The organism is Synechococcus sp. H70.2 (assembly GCF_047462275.1).
Lineage (GTDB): Bacteria > Cyanobacteriota > Cyanobacteriia > Thermostichales > Thermostichaceae > Thermostichus.
Genome location: NZ_JANSIU010000007.1, coordinates 20,920 through 35,591 on the forward strand (window position 1 = coordinate 20,920; position 14,672 = coordinate 35,591).

The 14,672-nt window shown below is 58.1% G+C and carries 17 protein-coding genes; 11 read left to right on the forward strand and 6 right to left on the reverse strand.

The features are described from left to right. Positions 1–171: 171 nt before the first annotated feature. Entirely contained in the window at positions 172–513 is a 342-nt protein-coding gene (locus NW822_RS08210) for a DUF3155 domain-containing protein (protein WP_414404115.1), read from the reverse strand. 411 nt (positions 514–924) lie between these two features. On the opposite strand from NW822_RS08210, the gene NW822_RS08215 reads away from it, so the two are divergent. From NW822_RS08215 to NW822_RS08235, 5 genes are all read left to right on the forward strand, one after another. Continuing rightward, positions 925–1,410, forward strand: a complete 486-nt coding sequence (locus NW822_RS08215) for a DUF4168 domain-containing protein (RefSeq protein WP_414404116.1) — start codon at positions 925–927, stop codon at positions 1,408–1,410. 6 nt (positions 1,411–1,416) lie between these two features. Then, positions 1,417–1,554 (forward strand): hypothetical protein, encoded by a 138-nt coding sequence (locus NW822_RS08220; protein ID WP_414362157.1) that lies wholly within the window; start codon positions 1,417–1,419, stop codon positions 1,552–1,554. Positions 1,555–1,666: 112 nt separating this feature from the next. After that, on the forward strand, positions 1,667–2,230 hold the full coding sequence (locus NW822_RS08225; protein ID WP_414404117.1) for a DUF2062 domain-containing protein: 564 nt from the start codon (positions 1,667–1,669) through the stop codon (positions 2,228–2,230). Between the two features lie 160 nt (positions 2,231–2,390). Further along, complete coding sequence (map, locus tag NW822_RS08230; RefSeq protein WP_414362292.1) at positions 2,391–3,173, forward strand: type I methionyl aminopeptidase; 783 nt, start codon at positions 2,391–2,393, stop codon at positions 3,171–3,173. Between the two features lie 7 nt (positions 3,174–3,180). Further along, positions 3,181–5,013 carry a chloride channel protein gene (locus NW822_RS08235; protein ID WP_414404118.1) on the forward strand — a complete coding sequence of 611 codons (1,833 nt, stop codon included), beginning with the start codon at positions 3,181–3,183 and terminating at the stop codon, positions 5,011–5,013. A 250-nt stretch (positions 5,014–5,263) separates the two neighbouring features. On the opposite strand, the gene murG is transcribed toward NW822_RS08235, so the two are convergent. The 3 genes from murG to NW822_RS08250 all read right to left on the reverse strand — a co-directional run bounded on the left by murG (position 5,264) and on the right by NW822_RS08250 (position 8,010). Next, positions 5,264–6,337: an undecaprenyldiphospho-muramoylpentapeptide beta-N-acetylglucosaminyltransferase gene (murG, locus tag NW822_RS08240; RefSeq protein WP_414404119.1), complete on the reverse strand. Its 1,074-nt coding sequence runs from the start codon at positions 6,335–6,337 to the stop codon at positions 5,264–5,266. Positions 6,338–6,592: 255 nt separating this feature from the next. After that, on the reverse strand, positions 6,593–7,585 hold the full coding sequence (locus NW822_RS08245) for a photosynthesis system II assembly factor Ycf48 (RefSeq protein ID WP_414404120.1): 993 nt from the start codon (positions 7,583–7,585) through the stop codon (positions 6,593–6,595). Between the two features lie 8 nt (positions 7,586–7,593). After that, entirely contained in the window at positions 7,594–8,010 is a 417-nt protein-coding gene (locus tag NW822_RS08250) for a rubredoxin (protein ID WP_414362163.1), read from the reverse strand. Positions 8,011–8,205: 195 nt separating this feature from the next. On the opposite strand from NW822_RS08250, the gene NW822_RS08255 reads away from it, so the two are divergent. The 6 genes from NW822_RS08255 to accC all read left to right on the forward strand — a co-directional run bounded on the left by NW822_RS08255 (position 8,206) and on the right by accC (position 12,964). Beyond that, a complete protein-coding gene (locus NW822_RS08255) occupies positions 8,206–8,616 on the forward strand; it encodes an FHA domain-containing protein (protein ID WP_414404121.1) in 411 nt (136 codons plus the stop codon). A gap of 792 nt (positions 8,617–9,408) precedes the next feature. Further along, complete coding sequence (locus NW822_RS08260) at positions 9,409–9,912, forward strand: FHA domain-containing protein (RefSeq protein WP_414404122.1); 504 nt, start codon at positions 9,409–9,411, stop codon at positions 9,910–9,912. Next, positions 9,902–10,429, forward strand: coding sequence for a hypothetical protein (locus NW822_RS08265; protein ID WP_414404123.1), 528 nt, complete (start codon positions 9,902–9,904; stop codon positions 10,427–10,429). The genes NW822_RS08260 and NW822_RS08265 overlap by 11 nt, the downstream gene beginning before the upstream one ends. After that, the gene (locus NW822_RS08270) at positions 10,399–10,806 is read left to right on the forward strand and encodes a hypothetical protein (protein WP_414404124.1); all 408 of its coding nucleotides are present in this window, start codon (positions 10,399–10,401) and stop codon (positions 10,804–10,806) included. Before NW822_RS08265 ends, NW822_RS08270 begins: the two co-directional genes overlap by 31 nt. Positions 10,807–10,863: 57 nt before the next feature. After that, positions 10,864–11,316, forward strand: coding sequence for a hypothetical protein (locus NW822_RS08275; RefSeq protein WP_414404125.1), 453 nt, complete (start codon positions 10,864–10,866; stop codon positions 11,314–11,316). Positions 11,317–11,599: 283 nt separating this feature from the next. Beyond that, positions 11,600–12,964, forward strand: a complete 1,365-nt coding sequence (gene accC, locus NW822_RS08280; protein WP_414404126.1) for an acetyl-CoA carboxylase biotin carboxylase subunit — start codon at positions 11,600–11,602, stop codon at positions 12,962–12,964. A gap of 26 nt (positions 12,965–12,990) precedes the next feature. Here accC and dcd read toward each other — a convergent pair whose 3' ends face one another. Both dcd and NW822_RS08290 read right to left on the reverse strand, forming a co-directional pair. Further along, entirely contained in the window at positions 12,991–13,584 is a 594-nt protein-coding gene (gene dcd, locus NW822_RS08285; protein ID WP_414362173.1) for a dCTP deaminase, read from the reverse strand. Positions 13,585–13,648: 64 nt separating this feature from the next. Further along, positions 13,649–14,320 (reverse strand): cob(I)yrinic acid a,c-diamide adenosyltransferase, encoded by a 672-nt coding sequence (locus NW822_RS08290; protein ID WP_414404127.1) that lies wholly within the window; start codon positions 14,318–14,320, stop codon positions 13,649–13,651. Positions 14,321–14,672: the final 352 nt, after the last annotated feature.

Genomic DNA, 14,672 nt, shown 5'->3' on the forward strand with positions numbered 1-14,672 from the left:
TCTCCTTCGGGTAACACTCTGCGGCTAGCCCAATCGGGAAAAGACTTGGCTGCCCTGCAGTGCTGTTTGAGGAGAGCTGGAGCGGGAAGGAGCTTGTGCTTTCTCCCCTACAGAACAAATCCCCCAACAGGGGGAGCTCAGCTTCCGAAGCTGAAAAAGGGAGAGCAGAAGCTACTGAGGGGCAGTGGCCAGAGCTTTGGAAGGCTTCTTCTCTGGTTTCTCGGCTGCAACCTTGGCTAGGAGAGACCGTAAGCTCGGAAAAAGAAAGTGGTTTTCTTCAACGTATTGAGCACCAAATAGCCCTTTCTCTGCCCAGAAGAAGCGGTCGACAGTATGCTCATTGCGTCGAACCAGTATGAGTGCCGGCGGCTGAATAGAGTTTTCCTGAATGTATCTTCTAGCAGCAGTAACGGACTTCTCTTCACCGCTCTCTAGCTTATATTGAGGAATAAGATCTAAAATCTTGCGCCCTTCCAAGCGGCGACGGCTCTTGCGCTTTCTTTTCCTGACCAATGTAAACCTCCTAGGAAAGATTACGAAACAGTCGCAAAGAATATATCAGGTTTGCTTAAGAAAATCAATAGATCCTGCGGCTCTCGTTATCATCGTTAACAGAAACAAAAAGCTAGCACTTATCCTCAATTGATAAAGAAATGCCACTAGCAGAGCAGGTATCCAAGCTCTGCTATAGACACTCTCCACTTCAGAAGGTAAGCAGTTGGCTACCAATATGGCAAACTTAGCCCTGCCAAAAGGAATAATCCTTGGCCAACTCTGCCGAAATTCTACAACCAATTCTCTATTTCTACAAGATACTAGGCCTGCTCTCCTGGATTGGGCTAAACCCTTGGACAGAGGCCAGGCCTCTTGCTACCCTGTCTCCAGGTAGGACTGTGCCAGTGTCGACGACAGGGAATTTTGGCCATGAGGAAATTGGCGTTTCTAGTGGGTCTGGGACTCGGCCTGGTTGCCTTGCCGGTTTGGGCCCAGGGCTCCAAAGGCTCCACCCCGCTCCCCAGTCCTACTGCCGCGGCTACCCCGGCTAGAGGGACAACCCCCAACCCGCAGGCTTCTCCTTCTCTAACTGCAGATCAGGTCACTGATGCCCAGGTGGAGCAGCTGGTGCGCATTTTGTTGGAACTGGATCCTCTAATTCGCAAAGCTAGCGCCCAGTTGCGAGAAACCCAAGACGAGGCTGAGTATGAGAAGATTATGCAGCGTACTGAAGCCGAGGCCAGCCGCATTGTCGAGAAGCAAGGGCTAACGGTGGCTAAATACCGTGAGCTGATGACTTTGGCCAACGAGGATCCCACCTTAAATCAGCGAGTGCGGCTGCGCCTGCAAGAACTCATCCAGGAAAAAGGATCCTCTGCTTCCCCTCAGCCAGCTAACCCAACCCCTACACCCTAAGCTGACATGCTTCCTCCGCCTAAAAAAATCCAAGGTGAATCCCTGCGGGCTGGGTTGAACATTGCCCTGTTCTTCTTTTTGCTGCTGCTGGTTTCCTACTTGAGCCTCAACTTCCTGCTGGCTTTGGTGGACAAGCTCAGCTAGCAGACCCTCGAAGAAGCTCCTTCGCCTCAACTGGCCAAGAGCCCTTTGTCTTTGGAAGGGGGAAAGATACACTGGATTTACAAGGCTTAACGCCTTTTCTCAGGTGTTGCCCATGAGTCCTCTTTCTTGGCTGAGGCTGCCTTCTCAGTGGACAACTTTGCCAAGATCCGCTGGGCCCTATCGGGAGTCTCCTCCTGCCCGCCGAGATTCCGGCTGGGGGCGTTGGCTGCGGTATTGGTATTTGCGCCTGGTGCGCCTGCAATCTTCCCCTGAGGAAATTGCCCGGGGTCTAGCGGCAGGAGTTTTTGCCGGTTGTTTTCCCATCTTTGGTTTTCAAACCTTAGCTGCCCTGCTGCTAGCAGTGCCCCTGCGGGGCAACAAGCTGGTGGCGGCGGCAGGAACCTGGGTGAGCAACCCCCTCACCTACGTGCCCGTCTATGCTTTTAACTACCGGGTCGGGGAATGGCTGCTGGGATCCAGGACGGCCTTGGCCGCGGCGGAACTCGTGGCCGCCCAAAACTGGATGCAGTTGGGCTTGGAGGTGGCGGGCACGCTTTTTGTTGGCTGTGCATTTGTTGGGTTTTGGGGGGCCTTGGCCAGCTATTTTCTCGGCCTATGGCTAGTGCGCCGGATTCGCCAGCGGCGGAGAATGAGCCGCTTGGGGCAGAGTCTGTGAGGGGGCAGAAGGCCGCTAGGGGATCCCTGCCTACCCAAGCCTAGGGATTGTCAGAGAAGGGAAGGGTTTGACGATGGAAGAGATGCGATCGCTACTAACCAACCTGGGCCGCCACTCTCGGCGCTGGGGGAAACAGTTGGGATCCGCCCTCCAGACGGGCATGAGCCAGCTTGCCCAAGCTTCGCAGCCAATTGTGTTGCTTTCGCCACGGGAGCTGGAGAAAATGCGGCGGGCCTGTCGCTTGGCAGCGGATTTGCTTAAGCACCTAGAGCCGATGGTGCAGCCAGGAGTTACCACGCAAGAGCTTAACGACGAAGCAGAGCGCTGGACGCGGGCCCACGGGGCCAGGAGTGCCCCATTGGGCTACCACGGCTTCCCCAAATCCATCTGCACCAGTGTCAACCACGTCGTTTGTCACGGCATTCCCAGCCCTAAGCAGATCCTGCGCGAAGGGGACATTATTAATATCGACGTCACTCCAGTTTTGGATGGCTACCACGGCGATGCCTCCAAGACCTTCTTTGTTGGCAAGCCCTCCGAGCGAGCACGGCGCCTAGTGGAGGTGGCCGAGGAATGCCTGCGGCGGGGCATTGCTGCCGTAAGGCCAGGGGGCCGCGTGGGGGATATTGGGGCTGCCATTCAAGAGTACGCTGAGTCCCAGGGCTACAGTGTGGTGCGGGACTTTGTCGGTCATGGGATAGGACGGCAGTTCCACACTGCTCCCCAGATTCCCCACTACGGCGAGCGAGGGAAGGGGGAAAAGCTTCGTCCCGGCATGGTGTTTACCATCGAGCCAATGATCAACGAAGGCACTTGGGAGGTGAAGGTGCTAGCAGACGGGTGGACAGCTGTAACGGCAGATGGCAAGCTCTCCGCCCAGTTTGAGCATACTGTTGCTGTCACGGAAACCGGCGTGGAGATCCTGACGTTGCCTTCCTCTTAAGCTTTCTATGAAGAGTGTGAGCGTTGCGGATCCCCGCCTACGCCTCTCCTCTGAGAATCTGGTGCTGCTATTGGCAGCAGCAGTGGGCCTGGGCACGGGCCTAGGGGTGGTGGGGTTTCGTTACTTAATTGGCTGGTGTCGCTATCTGTTCCAAGATCTTCTAGTTGACCACCTTGCCAAGACGGCCCAACACCATGGCCTAGAGCAGCTGGGATCCTGGGTGCCAGCTTTAGCACCGATACTGGGAGGTTTATTGATTGGTGTGCTGAGGGTAGCTCTGCCCCTTCCCAACTCCAGCCTCCCCAGCTTGGTCAGCCCCAGCCGACCGTTCCTTCCTCAGCCCAGCTGGATCCCTCTCAAGCTGGTGTACGCTGCCATCTCCTTGGGGGCGGGAGCCTCCCTGGGGCCAGAGGCCCCCAGTGTAGAAAGCGGCGCCCTGCTGGGAGGCTTGCTGGGGCAAAACCTGCGCCTCTCGCGGGAGCGGGTGCAACTGTTGATGGCAGCAGGGGCGGCGGCGGGTCTGGCGGCGGGGTTTAATGCGCCAATTGCCGGGGTGTTTTTGGCACTGGAGCTGGCTTTGGCCCGCACGTTCACTACCTCTGCTGTCAGTGTGGTGGTGTTGGCGGCGGTGGTGTCGGCCTTAATTGCCCAGGTGGGGTTGGGGGCGCAGCCGGCTTTTCTCTTGCCCACCATTACGCAGCCAGCTTTTGTCCTGCCGGACTACGAGATCCACAGTCTCCTGGAGGTGCCTCTCTACTTGGGTTTGGGCCTTCTAGCCAGCTTAGTCTCCATCGCCTTCGGCTACGCGCTGGAATGGGGCAAGCACCTGTTCAGCAGCGGATCCCTGGCAGCTTGGCCGGCCTGGAGCAAGCCCACTTTGGGAGGCGCGATCCTAGGCTGTGCAAGCCTGGGGATCCCGTTGGCGTTGGGAGTGGGCTACGAGACTATTGAGTCGATTCTGCAAGGGGTGCCCTTTTCCCTCAGCCAGTTGGGCTTGCTGTTGCTGGGCAAGGTATTCCTCAGCGCGGTGAGCTTGGGCAGCGGCTTCGTCGGCGGCACCTTTGCCCCGGCTCTGTTTCTGGGGGCAGTGTTGGGGGCAGGCTATGGCCAGGTATTGGGACGGGTTTTGCCTGCTTTTGCCCTCTCTCCCCCTGCCGCCTATGCCATGGTGGGCATGGGGGCAGTATTGGCGGCTAGCGTGCGGGCTCCCCTGACGGCAATTCTCCTGCTGTTTGAGATGACGCGGGACTACCACATTGCCCTACCGGTGATGGCGGCGGTGGGTTTGAGCATTTGGCTAACGGAGCAATCGCACCCACCGGTTATCTACCCTTCCGCCCGACGCAGGCAGGAGCCCAAGGGCGTGACGGTGCAAGAGGTGATGCTGCCCCCTTCTCTGCTCCTGCCGCAGGATATGCCGCTACGGGAGGCGCTGGAGCGTTTGCTGCAACAAAAGTGCCACAGCGCTTTGGTGGTGGACGCCCAGGAGCGGCTGCGGGGCATTCTCACTCTAGAAGACCTGGAGCGAGCTCTGGCTCAGAGGGAGGCCAGGGAACTGGCGGAGCTGACGGTGGAGGAGGTTAGCCAAGCTCCTGTGCTCACCACCTTCCCCGATGAGACTGTGGCGGTGGCTGCCGAGCCAATGTACAAGTACGACTTGCGCCAGTTGCCGGTGGTCTCGCGGGAGGATCCGGAGCAGGTGGTTGGTCTCCTGGACCGGGAGCGGGTGTTGCTTTCCCAAGAGATTGAATCCGTGCGCCAAGTTCTCGAGCCGGAAGTTCCTGCTCCAGAGGGGGGCAACAACGGGATCCCTGCCTCTGCCGCGGCGCCGACAGACTAGGGATCAGCGCTGCCACCGAAAGGTGGAGGGGCATTCCCGACACTCCCCCAACTAAAGTCGAGGGCTTCTTCCGCAGTCCATAAGCAAACTCATCAAGCACTGTCAAGACGCCTCTACACGTTCCCTGCAGCAGCGTCTCCCGGAGGCTTGCCACCGGAAGCCTCAGCAGGACGAGGTTTCCACGACTGGGGCAGGCTTAGGTAGGCGGCGGGCGAATCTCCGCTGTACCACCGCTGGCCCTTTGGGGAAGTTAACAGATCTCCTGGAGCAGGCGGGCAATTGCCTTGCTGGCAGTAGGAAAAGCTGTTGCCCTTAAGTTGGCGGCCATTTGGGCAACCAGCTGGGGCTGGGCCAGCCAGGTTAGCGCCGTTTGCCGCAGCACCTCCAGATTGGCTTCCGATTCTCGCAGGACCACTCCCCCACCGCGTTCCACAAAGGCCAGAGCGTTGTAATACTGGTGGTCTTCGGCGGCAAAAGGATAGGGGATCAAAATGGCAGGGGTGGCAGTGGCCCACAACTCTGCCAGGCTGAGGGCGCCGGCCCGGCTAATGGCAAAGGTGGCCCGCTGCAACAAAGCGGCCACATCGGTGCGGAAGGGAAAGGGGTAGTAGCGGGGATGGGAAGGGATCCCGACCTCCCCCTCGCCAGTCAAATGCACAATCCAGGCCCCGGCCTCCAACCAGGTCGGGATGCAGGCGGCCACCAGGCGGTTGAGGCCCCGCGCTCCCTGGCTTCCCCCCATCACCAGAATCAGAGGATCCCCCTCCGGAATCGGCAGATCCGCGGGCAAGGGCTGAGGCTGATAGAACTCTGACCGTACCGGTGTGCCCACCACCTGGGTGACTACCCCCGGCAAGTGCTCCGCCGTTTCCGCCAGGCCCAAGGCCACTACCTGGCAAAACCTTCCCAGCCAGCGGGTTACCTTGCCCGGGATACGGTTAGACTCGTGCAGCAGCACCGGCACCCCCAGCGAGCGGGCTGCTAAGATGGCTGGGGCGGCAATGTAGCCGCCGGTGGTCAGGACAGCATCAAAGTGTCCTTCCTTAAGGATCCGCCGCACCTGCAGCGTTGCCCGTGCCAACTGAACCAGGGATCCCAGCTTCTGGAGAGGGGATCCCTGCCAGCCAGACAGGGTGACCCGATGCAGCGGATAGCAAGCGGGCACCAGCTTCCCCTCCAGCCGCTGGGGTACCCCCAGCCATTCGATTTGCCAAGTGGGTAACTGCTCAGCAACAGCCAGAGCAGGAAAAATATGCCCCCCTGTCCCGCTAGCTGCCACTAGTAGCCGCGGTGGTGAAGTGGGATCCCTCTTGTCTCTATTCACCGGACGAAGATGGGGAGTTGACACTCCCCAACTTTAGTCGGGGGATGCCTACGCAGTCCACAGTTGGACTCGCAAAGGCGCTGTCAAGACGCCCCTAGACGGTTCCTAGTTCCGCTTACTGACTGGCTTTCGGCACTGTCCAGGTTCTTCAGCGGGGTAGGTGCTAATAGTGGCGGTCGAAGGTTTTTCCGCCCCCCCCTCATCGCGCTAGCGGGACGGAGTCCTTTCGCGCTAGCGGGACGGAGGGTTACCAAGCTACTCTGCTGTGGTGTAGCCGACGTAGCGCAGGAGCGTGCCCCGCTGCCCCAAGATAAATCCTCGGTCAGGGCCAAAGAACTTAATGGAGTAGAAATTGGCGGGAATGTTGCTTAGCTTCTTGGCCTCCTCCCAGGTTTTGCCGCCATCGGGGCTGTGGAGGAGTGTAGCACCCCCTCCTACCACCCACAGGTCATGGTCGTTTTGGTAGGCTGCATCGAGATAGCCAAAGCTAAGGGCCCGTCCAGGTCGCAGCGGCTTAGACCATTCGCCAGAGGTAAAGTCATCTGTAAAGGCAATCTCTGCCCCCTGATTCAGTTTCCAGGCGCTGCCGTTAGGGCCAAAGCCCATGTTCTGGATACGGCGAGAGCTCTCCCGCAGATAGGGCTTCCAAGCGTGGGTTGCGGGCGTGTACAAGAAGTAGAAGCTGCCGCGTGAAGAAACGGCTAGGTACTCCCCTCCAGGACCGCGGGCGATGTTTTTAATTGCCCCAATTGGCTCCTCCACCTGCGCATGCCAGGTCTGCCCCCCGTCCTCTGTGCGGTAGATAGCTCCCACATTGGTTACCATTTCGGCAGCGCCAGCGCCCAGGGCATGGATGAGGAGTGGCTCTCCTGGCAGTTGGTTGCTCAGACGAATCAACGTCCAGTCGGATCCCTCATTCAAGGTGTGAAGCAGGATCTTTGGCTGCCCCACTATCCACCCCTCTGCCCCAGCAAAGCTAATTGATCTCAAGTAAGCCTCGGGCTCGAGGGCCGACAGCTTGCGCACCTGCCAGTGAAGGCCACCGTCTTGAGATTCCAGCAGCGTTGCCTTGTCACCTACCAGCCAGCCACGGGAGGGGTTAGTGCCAGTGAAGGCAATATCCAGCAGGATGTTCTGGGTGGGCACCTCCACCTGTTCCCAGGGCACCACCTTCATCTCTGGCATTCGCGCTGCCATCAGCAGGAGCGAGAAGGCAGCCAACAGCGCCAGTCTCAGGAGCTTCACCATTGTAACTATCACTCGACGAAGTAAAAACTCATTAAAAACAAAAACCCCAGTGCCAAGCCCAGGAAGATGAGTAGGTTTTTTTGCGCAGGGGTCATCACGTTGACCCCAAAGCCATAGCGCAGGTTTTCCTGAAAGCCGGAAGGCTTGCCCTTGGTACCCACCGCTTGGAACAGGCGCTTATCAGCTCGGCACACTGGACATCTCCAGTCAGGAGGCAGCTCCTCAAAGGGTACACCTGCCGGGATGTGATTGAGCTGATCCCCTTGGGTTGGCTCGTAAACATAGCCACAAGAGCGGCATTCATAGCGCTGGAGGCCTCGGGGATCGCCAAGCTGAGCCTCGACCTCATCTTCCGGCAGCTCGATTAGCTTGGGTACCCTGGGGGCTTCGGACTGGTTGGCAAGATGGGAGTGGGCGCCACTCATGGTCAAGGATGGATCTGCATCGTTCAACCCCTATTATGAAGGGATCCGTTACAAAAATCTACTTGCTTTCCCCAGAATACTTCTGTATTCGTCGAGCCAGTTGGAAACTGACGCGACACCCATCTCAACTGGCCAGGGGATCCCGTGCTATGTTTTAGCTACCCTATCTGCGTGGTGTGCCAGTGGGTGCCCTCTATGACCATGCCCCCTCGTCGACCTACCCTCAACCATCTGCTAGTTGTCAAGGATCGCCATGGGCCCAAAGCTTACTGGCTAACGGCTGAGCTCTATTCTCTGGGGCGGGATCCGAGCAACAGCATTCGCATTGACTCCCAGTACGTCTCCCGCCACCACGCCATCTTGGTGAAAACCGAATCTCCCACCTCTCTCGATGGGTTTACCTATCAAATTATCGATGGAGATATCCACGGCACGCCCAGCACCAACGGCCTCTACATTCGGGGGGAGCGGGTAGAGTTTTGGGATCTCGAAGATGGAGATGAAATCCAGTTTGGTAGCGACGCCACCGCCACCTATTTGCGGCAGGCTCAGGATTTGGACAGGATTCTCTCCACCTTTGAAAATACCCAGATCGTGGGCCTGTAAGAGCCGACTCATCAGGCAGGAGGGGAAGGCGGTGGCGGGGTCATTGACTCCTTGCAACGCAGCAGCTCTTGGATGAAAAGGCTGTTGGCCTGCTGGCGCGAACGGTGAGGGAGGCGCTGCCTGCCAACGTGGAATAGAGAGGCTGTTACTGGCTAGCAGGCGCTGCCCAGGTCTGCAAGCTGGCTTCAACTCCAGAGCAGGCGACCAAGAGGGGCCTACGGCTTGCTGCGCGAAAGAGGCCACCCTGCAAGCCCCCGCTGCTACTGGCACCCACACCAACCCATAGGCCAAGCGGGAAAGCGTCAGCCCTGTCTTTATCCAAAACCAGGTGTCAATCCGGCTTGGGAGTGGGAGGGGATGTGGACTCCGACGCGGCCAAGGGGATTTCCCTAGCTGGGGCTGCTACAGGCCAGACTAGAAGTTCGTGGCTAGGTTGCCAAAAGCCCTCCGTTTTAGCTGTGGGCTAGTTGACGTTTGGTGGAGTGCTTTGAAAACTGTTTGGCCAGAGGTGTGAAGAACACAAAGCATGCATCCTCCGGGGATCGCTGGAAATTTACAGCTCTAGGCTCCATGGCGGGGAGCGCTTGGGTAGTGTTTCAAGCGGAAAGGCGAAGAGATGTGATTCGGAAAACCTAACTCAGGTGATCTCAATCAGCACGAGCCTCTGTTCAAGAAGATAGGTTACAGTTAACCAAAGGGATAACAATTTTGACGAAAAAGACATCTTTTCCTTTCTAAGCTGACTTTTTGATAGGCTAATGGATCGAGGCCGACCGGCGCCGATCTCAAACGGTGTCGCCCGTCCTCGGCAAACTGGTTACCATCGGGCGGGATCCCGGCTGCGATGTGGTGCTCAACGACCCAACTCGCTCGGTCTCAGGAGTCCATGCCGGGCTTTATCTCGATCCCAAAACTCTCAAGTTTTACATTCGCAACTTGACCCGGGATCGCTTGCCGCCTAAGCAACCCAACCCCATTTGGGTGAATGGCCGAAAAATCATTCAGGAAGAGCCTGCGCTCGAGGCCAATAGCCAAATTCAATTGGGGCGTATTGTGCTGAGCATAAAATCCATAGAGGTTGCCGGAAAAGATCAAGGGGTTTCTCTGAACCGCGGGACTTTGGGCACCCTCAAGGTTAAGTGCAGCCGCCTGGAAAACCCTCACTATCTGCCGCCAGAATATCAAGGCCAGAACTGCCCCTACTGCGGACATTTGGTCTTAAGTGCTTCGCTGGTGATCCCTCCTCCAGAGGCTGACAGAGTTTATGGTGGCCAAGTACGTGCATTTGGCAACTAGGTACCCGGCCATCAGACTGCTCAACGATCTGCAAGAGTTTCGGGAAAAAACTGGCGATCTAAAGTCGGTGGTACACGGCTACGAGCCCCATGATCATGTTTATGAGCAATTGGAAAAACAAGGCGGCACCGTTTTGATGCGGGGGTTCGGGATCGTCGCTTCTCAGGTGCTGGAGCGCCTCTACGAAGCCCGCAAAGTCAACCCTCGCATCTCGGTGGTGCATCTGAGCCGTGCGCCCAAGAGTGGCAATCGCTTCGGACGGGCCAAACGAGTAGTGGAGAACCATTGGGAGTTTCAGCCCTTCAACTGGCCCAAGGGCACTTGGGGTGGGGTTCTGCGCGCCAAATTGGAAGCAGCAACCCCCCTGGAACGGCGCGAACTACTGGAAGCCTGGGGCGGCACTACAACGGCAAGTCGGCGCAGGTGGCGGCGGATTGTGCGGCAAGGGCTGCAGGAGGGCTGGTACTCTTTGGCAAGGTGGAATCGGTGGCTCTCGGCGACAAGGGCAAGCCGGTAACCTACATTCGAGGTACCCACAACAACACCCAATTGAAGGTGGAAGCCGATTTTGTTATCGACTGCACGGGCTTGGTTTCGGATCCCATGACCAATCCCCTCCTCAATAATCTGCCCCTCAATCCCCACGGACGCCTACATGTTTCCAACGATTTTGAGCTGGTGGAGATGCGCAACGGGGATGGACGGATGTACGCTGCCGGGATCATCACCTTAGGTGGACCCTATGCGCCGGTGGATACGTTTTTGGGCCTGCAGTACTGTGCCCATCGATCGGTGGAGCACTTGGCTCGGCTGGGGGCACCAGGGGTTAAAGGTCTAGAAGGGATCCGATCCCTGTGGCAGTGGTGCAAGTGGGCCTTGAACCTCAGCCCTTAGCCTTTGAACTGAAGCCAAACGAACTAACGATTGGGGCCAACGAAACTGGAGGAAACCATGACACCCACTCTCATTGGCCGTTGGCAAACCCGCATTTTTTTACTGGCTACTGTAGGTGTTTTAGCGACTTTGCCTTTTTACTTTGGACTGACTGGACATAGAGGCAGCCTTACCTATTTTTGGGTGCTGTTCTACGTAGGTTTGTTTGGCTGTCTTTGGGATGTTGTCTATAACTACCTGATGGGGTGGAGGTGGGATCACGATTGGCCTGGGATCCTACAGCTTTTGGCCGGCATTTGGGAAGGGCTTTTCTTGGGCACAGTCCTGAGTCTGGTGGGCCTTCCCCATATCCCAAGCCAACGGTTTGACCTGGGCGACTTTATTCTCCACTACAGCGTGGTCTGGGTTTGCCTTTACCTCAGCGCTTGGGTGGTGATGCGGATTTTGTTTCCCCGCTGGCGCTTTCGCGGCGGAGAGTGGCTGGGGCCATGGCCTCGCTCCGACAACTAGAGAAACCAGAGTTTTGCCCCCCGCAAGCCTGTACTCTGATGGCTCGCACCCAGATCAACCTCTACCTGGAGATCCTTTGCGCCCCTGGGATCCTGCTGAAGCCGGATCCCTGCCGCCTTAGCCCCAGCTAGGGTGCCGGCTGGATTGGCCGGAGGGGGGATCCCCATCTAGGGTGCTCTACCCTTCCGTCTGCTTGCCATAGTAGGATCAGCACCTGCGTAGCCTACCTGCAGAGGCCGCTGGTCTTTAGCGGTCGGGGTTTTTCTAGCCTCAAACGTCCCTCATGCCGCCCATCACCAAGATCCTGATTGCCAACCGAGGCGAGATTGCCCTGCGCATTATCCGCACCTGTCAGGAAATGGGGATCCGCACTGTGGCCGTCTACTCCACTGCGGATCAGAACTCGCTCCATGTCCAACTGGCGGACGAGGCGGTCTGTGTGGGGGAGGCCCCGGTGGCCAAAAGTTACCTCAACATTCCCAACATCATCTCGGCAGCCCTCACCCGCGGTGCCAATGCCATTCATCCGGGCTACGGGTTCTTGGCAGAGAATGCCAAGTTTGCCGAGATGTGTGCCGACCACAACTTAATTTTCATTGGCCCTTCCCCAGAGGCCATGCGCAAGATGGGCGACAAGGCTATGGCGCGCGAAACCATGCAGGCGGTGGGCGTGCCGACAGTACCTGGCAGCCGTGGGTTGATCACCTCTGAGGAAGAGGCGCTGCGGCTAGCTGAGAAAATCGGCTACCCCGTGATCATCAAAGCCACTGCCGGAGGCGGGGGACGGGGTATGCGGGTAGCCCGCGATGCCCAAGAATTGCTGAAGATGATGCGCACCGCCCAGGGGGAAGCCCAGGCAGCCTTTGGCAATGGGGGGATCTACTTGGAGAAATACATTGAGCGGCCCCGTCATGTGGAGTTTCAGATTTTGGCCGACAGCTATGGCAATGTGGTGCACCTCTATGAACGGGATTGTTCAATTCAGCGGCGGCACCAAAAACTGCTGGAAGAAGCCCCTAGCCCTGCTCTCACGCCGAGCTTGCGCGCTCGCATGGGAGCCACGGCGGTGAAGGTAGCCAGGGCAGTAAACTACGTGGGGGCAGGCACGGTAGAGTTCCTGCTGGACAAAAATGGCCAGTTCTACTTCATCGAGATGAACACCCGCATCCAGGTGGAGCACCCCGTAACTGAGATGGTGACTGGCCTGGATCTCATTGCCGAGCAAATTCGCATTGCCCAAGGCCAGCCCCTCACCTTTCGCCAGAAGGATGTGCAACTGCGGGGCCATGCCATCGAGTGCCGCATCAATGCCGAGGATCCCAAACAACAGTTTCGTCCCTGCACGGGCACCATCACCGCCTACTTGCCCCCTGGGGGGCCAGGGGTGCGCATGGACTCCCACATCTACACCGACTACACTATCCCCCCCTACTACGACTCACTGCTAGGCAAGTTGATTGTCTGGGGGCCTAACCGGGCAGCAGCCATCCGCCGCATGCAGCGAGCCTTGGGGGAGTGCGCCATCACGGGTGTGCCCACCACGATCCCTTTTCACCAGCAGATCCTGCGTCACGAGGCTTTTTTGCGGGGTGAGGTGCACACGGATTTCATTGCCCAACACCTGCTGAGCAGTTCCTCCGAGCGCTAGAGCGCGGGACTTCCCATTGCCGTCTGCTAAACCCTAGCCACCACCACCTGCTGCGGCTGATCCTGGTACTTGCCTTGGCGGTCGGCATAGGTAATTTGACAGGGATCCCCCTCCAAAAACAGCAGCTGCACTACCCCTTCGTTGGCATACACCCGGCAGTCAGCGCTGGAGGCATTGGAAAACTCCAGCGTCAGGTAGCCCCGCCACCCTGCTTCAGCTGGAGTTAGGTTGGCAATCAACCCCACCCGTGCGTAGGAAGACTTGCCGATGCAGATGACAGTAATATTGTCGGGCACGTGGAGCCGCTCGAGGGACACCCCCAGCCCATAGGAATGGGCAGGGATGATGAAGTAGTCTCCCATTTCGTCGTGGTGGAGCTCCACAGGTTCTAGGTTCTTGGGGTTAAACCGCTTGGGATCCACCACGGTACCGGGCACATGGCGGAAGATCTTAAATTCCACAGGGGAAAGGCGAATGTCGTAGCCATAGGAGGAAAGTCCGTAGCTCAAAACAGGCCGCATCTGTCCATTCCACTCCACGGCCCGCACCAATTCGGGGCAAAACGGCTCGATCATCCCTCGCTGCGCTTGCTCCCGGATCCAGCGGTCGCTTTTTAGCATGGCTACAGGACATAGGGACCAGAGAATTGGGGGAAAGAGCGTATAGCTGCGGAGCACAAAACTATCAACTGCTGACCCGCGAGGGAGCCAAGCAACTCCCCAGGCCCCGGGAGGGCTCCTGCCGTGGGCGCAGTTGGGTGATGAGATCGGCGCGTTCCAGGAGAGAAGCCGGCATTTCGGGCCCGGTGATGATCATGTCCATCCAGACCGGACGCTGATCGACCAGGTCTAGCACCTGTTCTTCTGGAATCAAGCCCAACTTGATGGCCAAGCTCAACTCATCCAGCACCACCAAGCCATAGCGGCCACTCCTGACGGCCTCCTGGGTAAATTGCCACAACTCGTCCAGAGCTGCTCGCTCCTCCGGCTCCAGATGCGGTGTATCGATGCAGCGGTGTAGACGGCAACGAACCCACTCCAGCGAACTGCCCAGCAAAATCCGGTTCTCCGGGCCTTGCTTAATCCCACCTTTGAGAAACTGCACAATCAACACCCGCGTTCCCTGACCCGCCAAGCGCAGCGCCTGCGCCATCACGGGGGTGAACATGCCCCGACCGGGATGGGTGTAGAGTTGCAGGGATCCCTGGGGGATGAGATGGGCGGGAAAGGCTCCATACCCTTGGAGAAAGGAGTCGCCAGCAGTAGAGCTAGCCTGGGCAGCAGGCTGTTTGACAGGGGCAACAGGAACAGCATCCTTGGGGGAAGGCATAGGGTTAAGGGAGGCAGTGCAAACCATGGTTTTATCTTGGGAGTGGGCAAAAGGACAATACCCCGCGAACTAGGGATTGCCCACAACCCAAAAACAGAAGCGTCACCCACAGCCGGCACCAGGACCTATCCTTTACCGAGGTGGGCGACAGCCGCTAGGCTGCAGAGCCTGGAAGTGGCGCAAGGCGCCAGCCACGGATTCCATGAAACACCACCTATGGCTATCCGTCAACGAGCGAGGGCTTTCAGCAGCCGACGCCCAAAGTTTGCCCCTCCTAGGCGGTTTTTCGAGCTCCGCCGACTTTCTTAGAAGGCCAGGAGCTTGTCGCGGCTAGCTGAGGCCTCTTGCCTTGCTGGGTATAAAGGGAGCAGAGCAGAGG

Bases quoted from the DNA above. Each gene is read 5' to 3' on its own strand.
- NW822_RS08275 (WP_414404125.1), top strand. From the start codon at position 10,864: ATGACACCCACTCTCATTGGCCGTTGGCAAACCCGCATTTTTTTACTG.
- map (WP_414362292.1), top strand. From the start codon at position 2,391: ATGAGCCAGCTTGCCCAAGCTTCGCAGCCAATTGTGTTGCTTTCGCCA.
- dcd (WP_414362173.1), bottom strand. From the start codon at position 13,584: ATGCTAAAAAGCGACCGCTGGATCCGGGAGCAAGCGCAGCGAGGGATG.
- NW822_RS08215 (WP_414404116.1), top strand. From the start codon at position 925: ATGAGGAAATTGGCGTTTCTAGTGGGTCTGGGACTCGGCCTGGTTGCC.
- NW822_RS08220 (WP_414362157.1), top strand. From the start codon at position 1,417: ATGCTTCCTCCGCCTAAAAAAATCCAAGGTGAATCCCTGCGGGCTGGG.
- NW822_RS08235 (WP_414404118.1), top strand. From the start codon at position 3,181: ATGAAGAGTGTGAGCGTTGCGGATCCCCGCCTACGCCTCTCCTCTGAG.
- NW822_RS08245 (WP_414404120.1), bottom strand. From the start codon at position 7,585: ATGGTGAAGCTCCTGAGACTGGCGCTGTTGGCTGCCTTCTCGCTCCTG.
- NW822_RS08225 (WP_414404117.1), top strand. From the start codon at position 1,667: ATGAGTCCTCTTTCTTGGCTGAGGCTGCCTTCTCAGTGGACAACTTTG.
- NW822_RS08255 (WP_414404121.1), top strand. From the start codon at position 8,206: ATGACCATGCCCCCTCGTCGACCTACCCTCAACCATCTGCTAGTTGTC.
- NW822_RS08290 (WP_414404127.1), bottom strand. From the start codon at position 14,320: ATGGTTTGCACTGCCTCCCTTAACCCTATGCCTTCCCCCAAGGATGCT.
- NW822_RS08250 (WP_414362163.1), bottom strand. From the start codon at position 8,010: ATGAGTGGCGCCCACTCCCATCTTGCCAACCAGTCCGAAGCCCCCAGG.
- accC (WP_414404126.1), top strand. From the start codon at position 11,600: ATGCCGCCCATCACCAAGATCCTGATTGCCAACCGAGGCGAGATTGCC.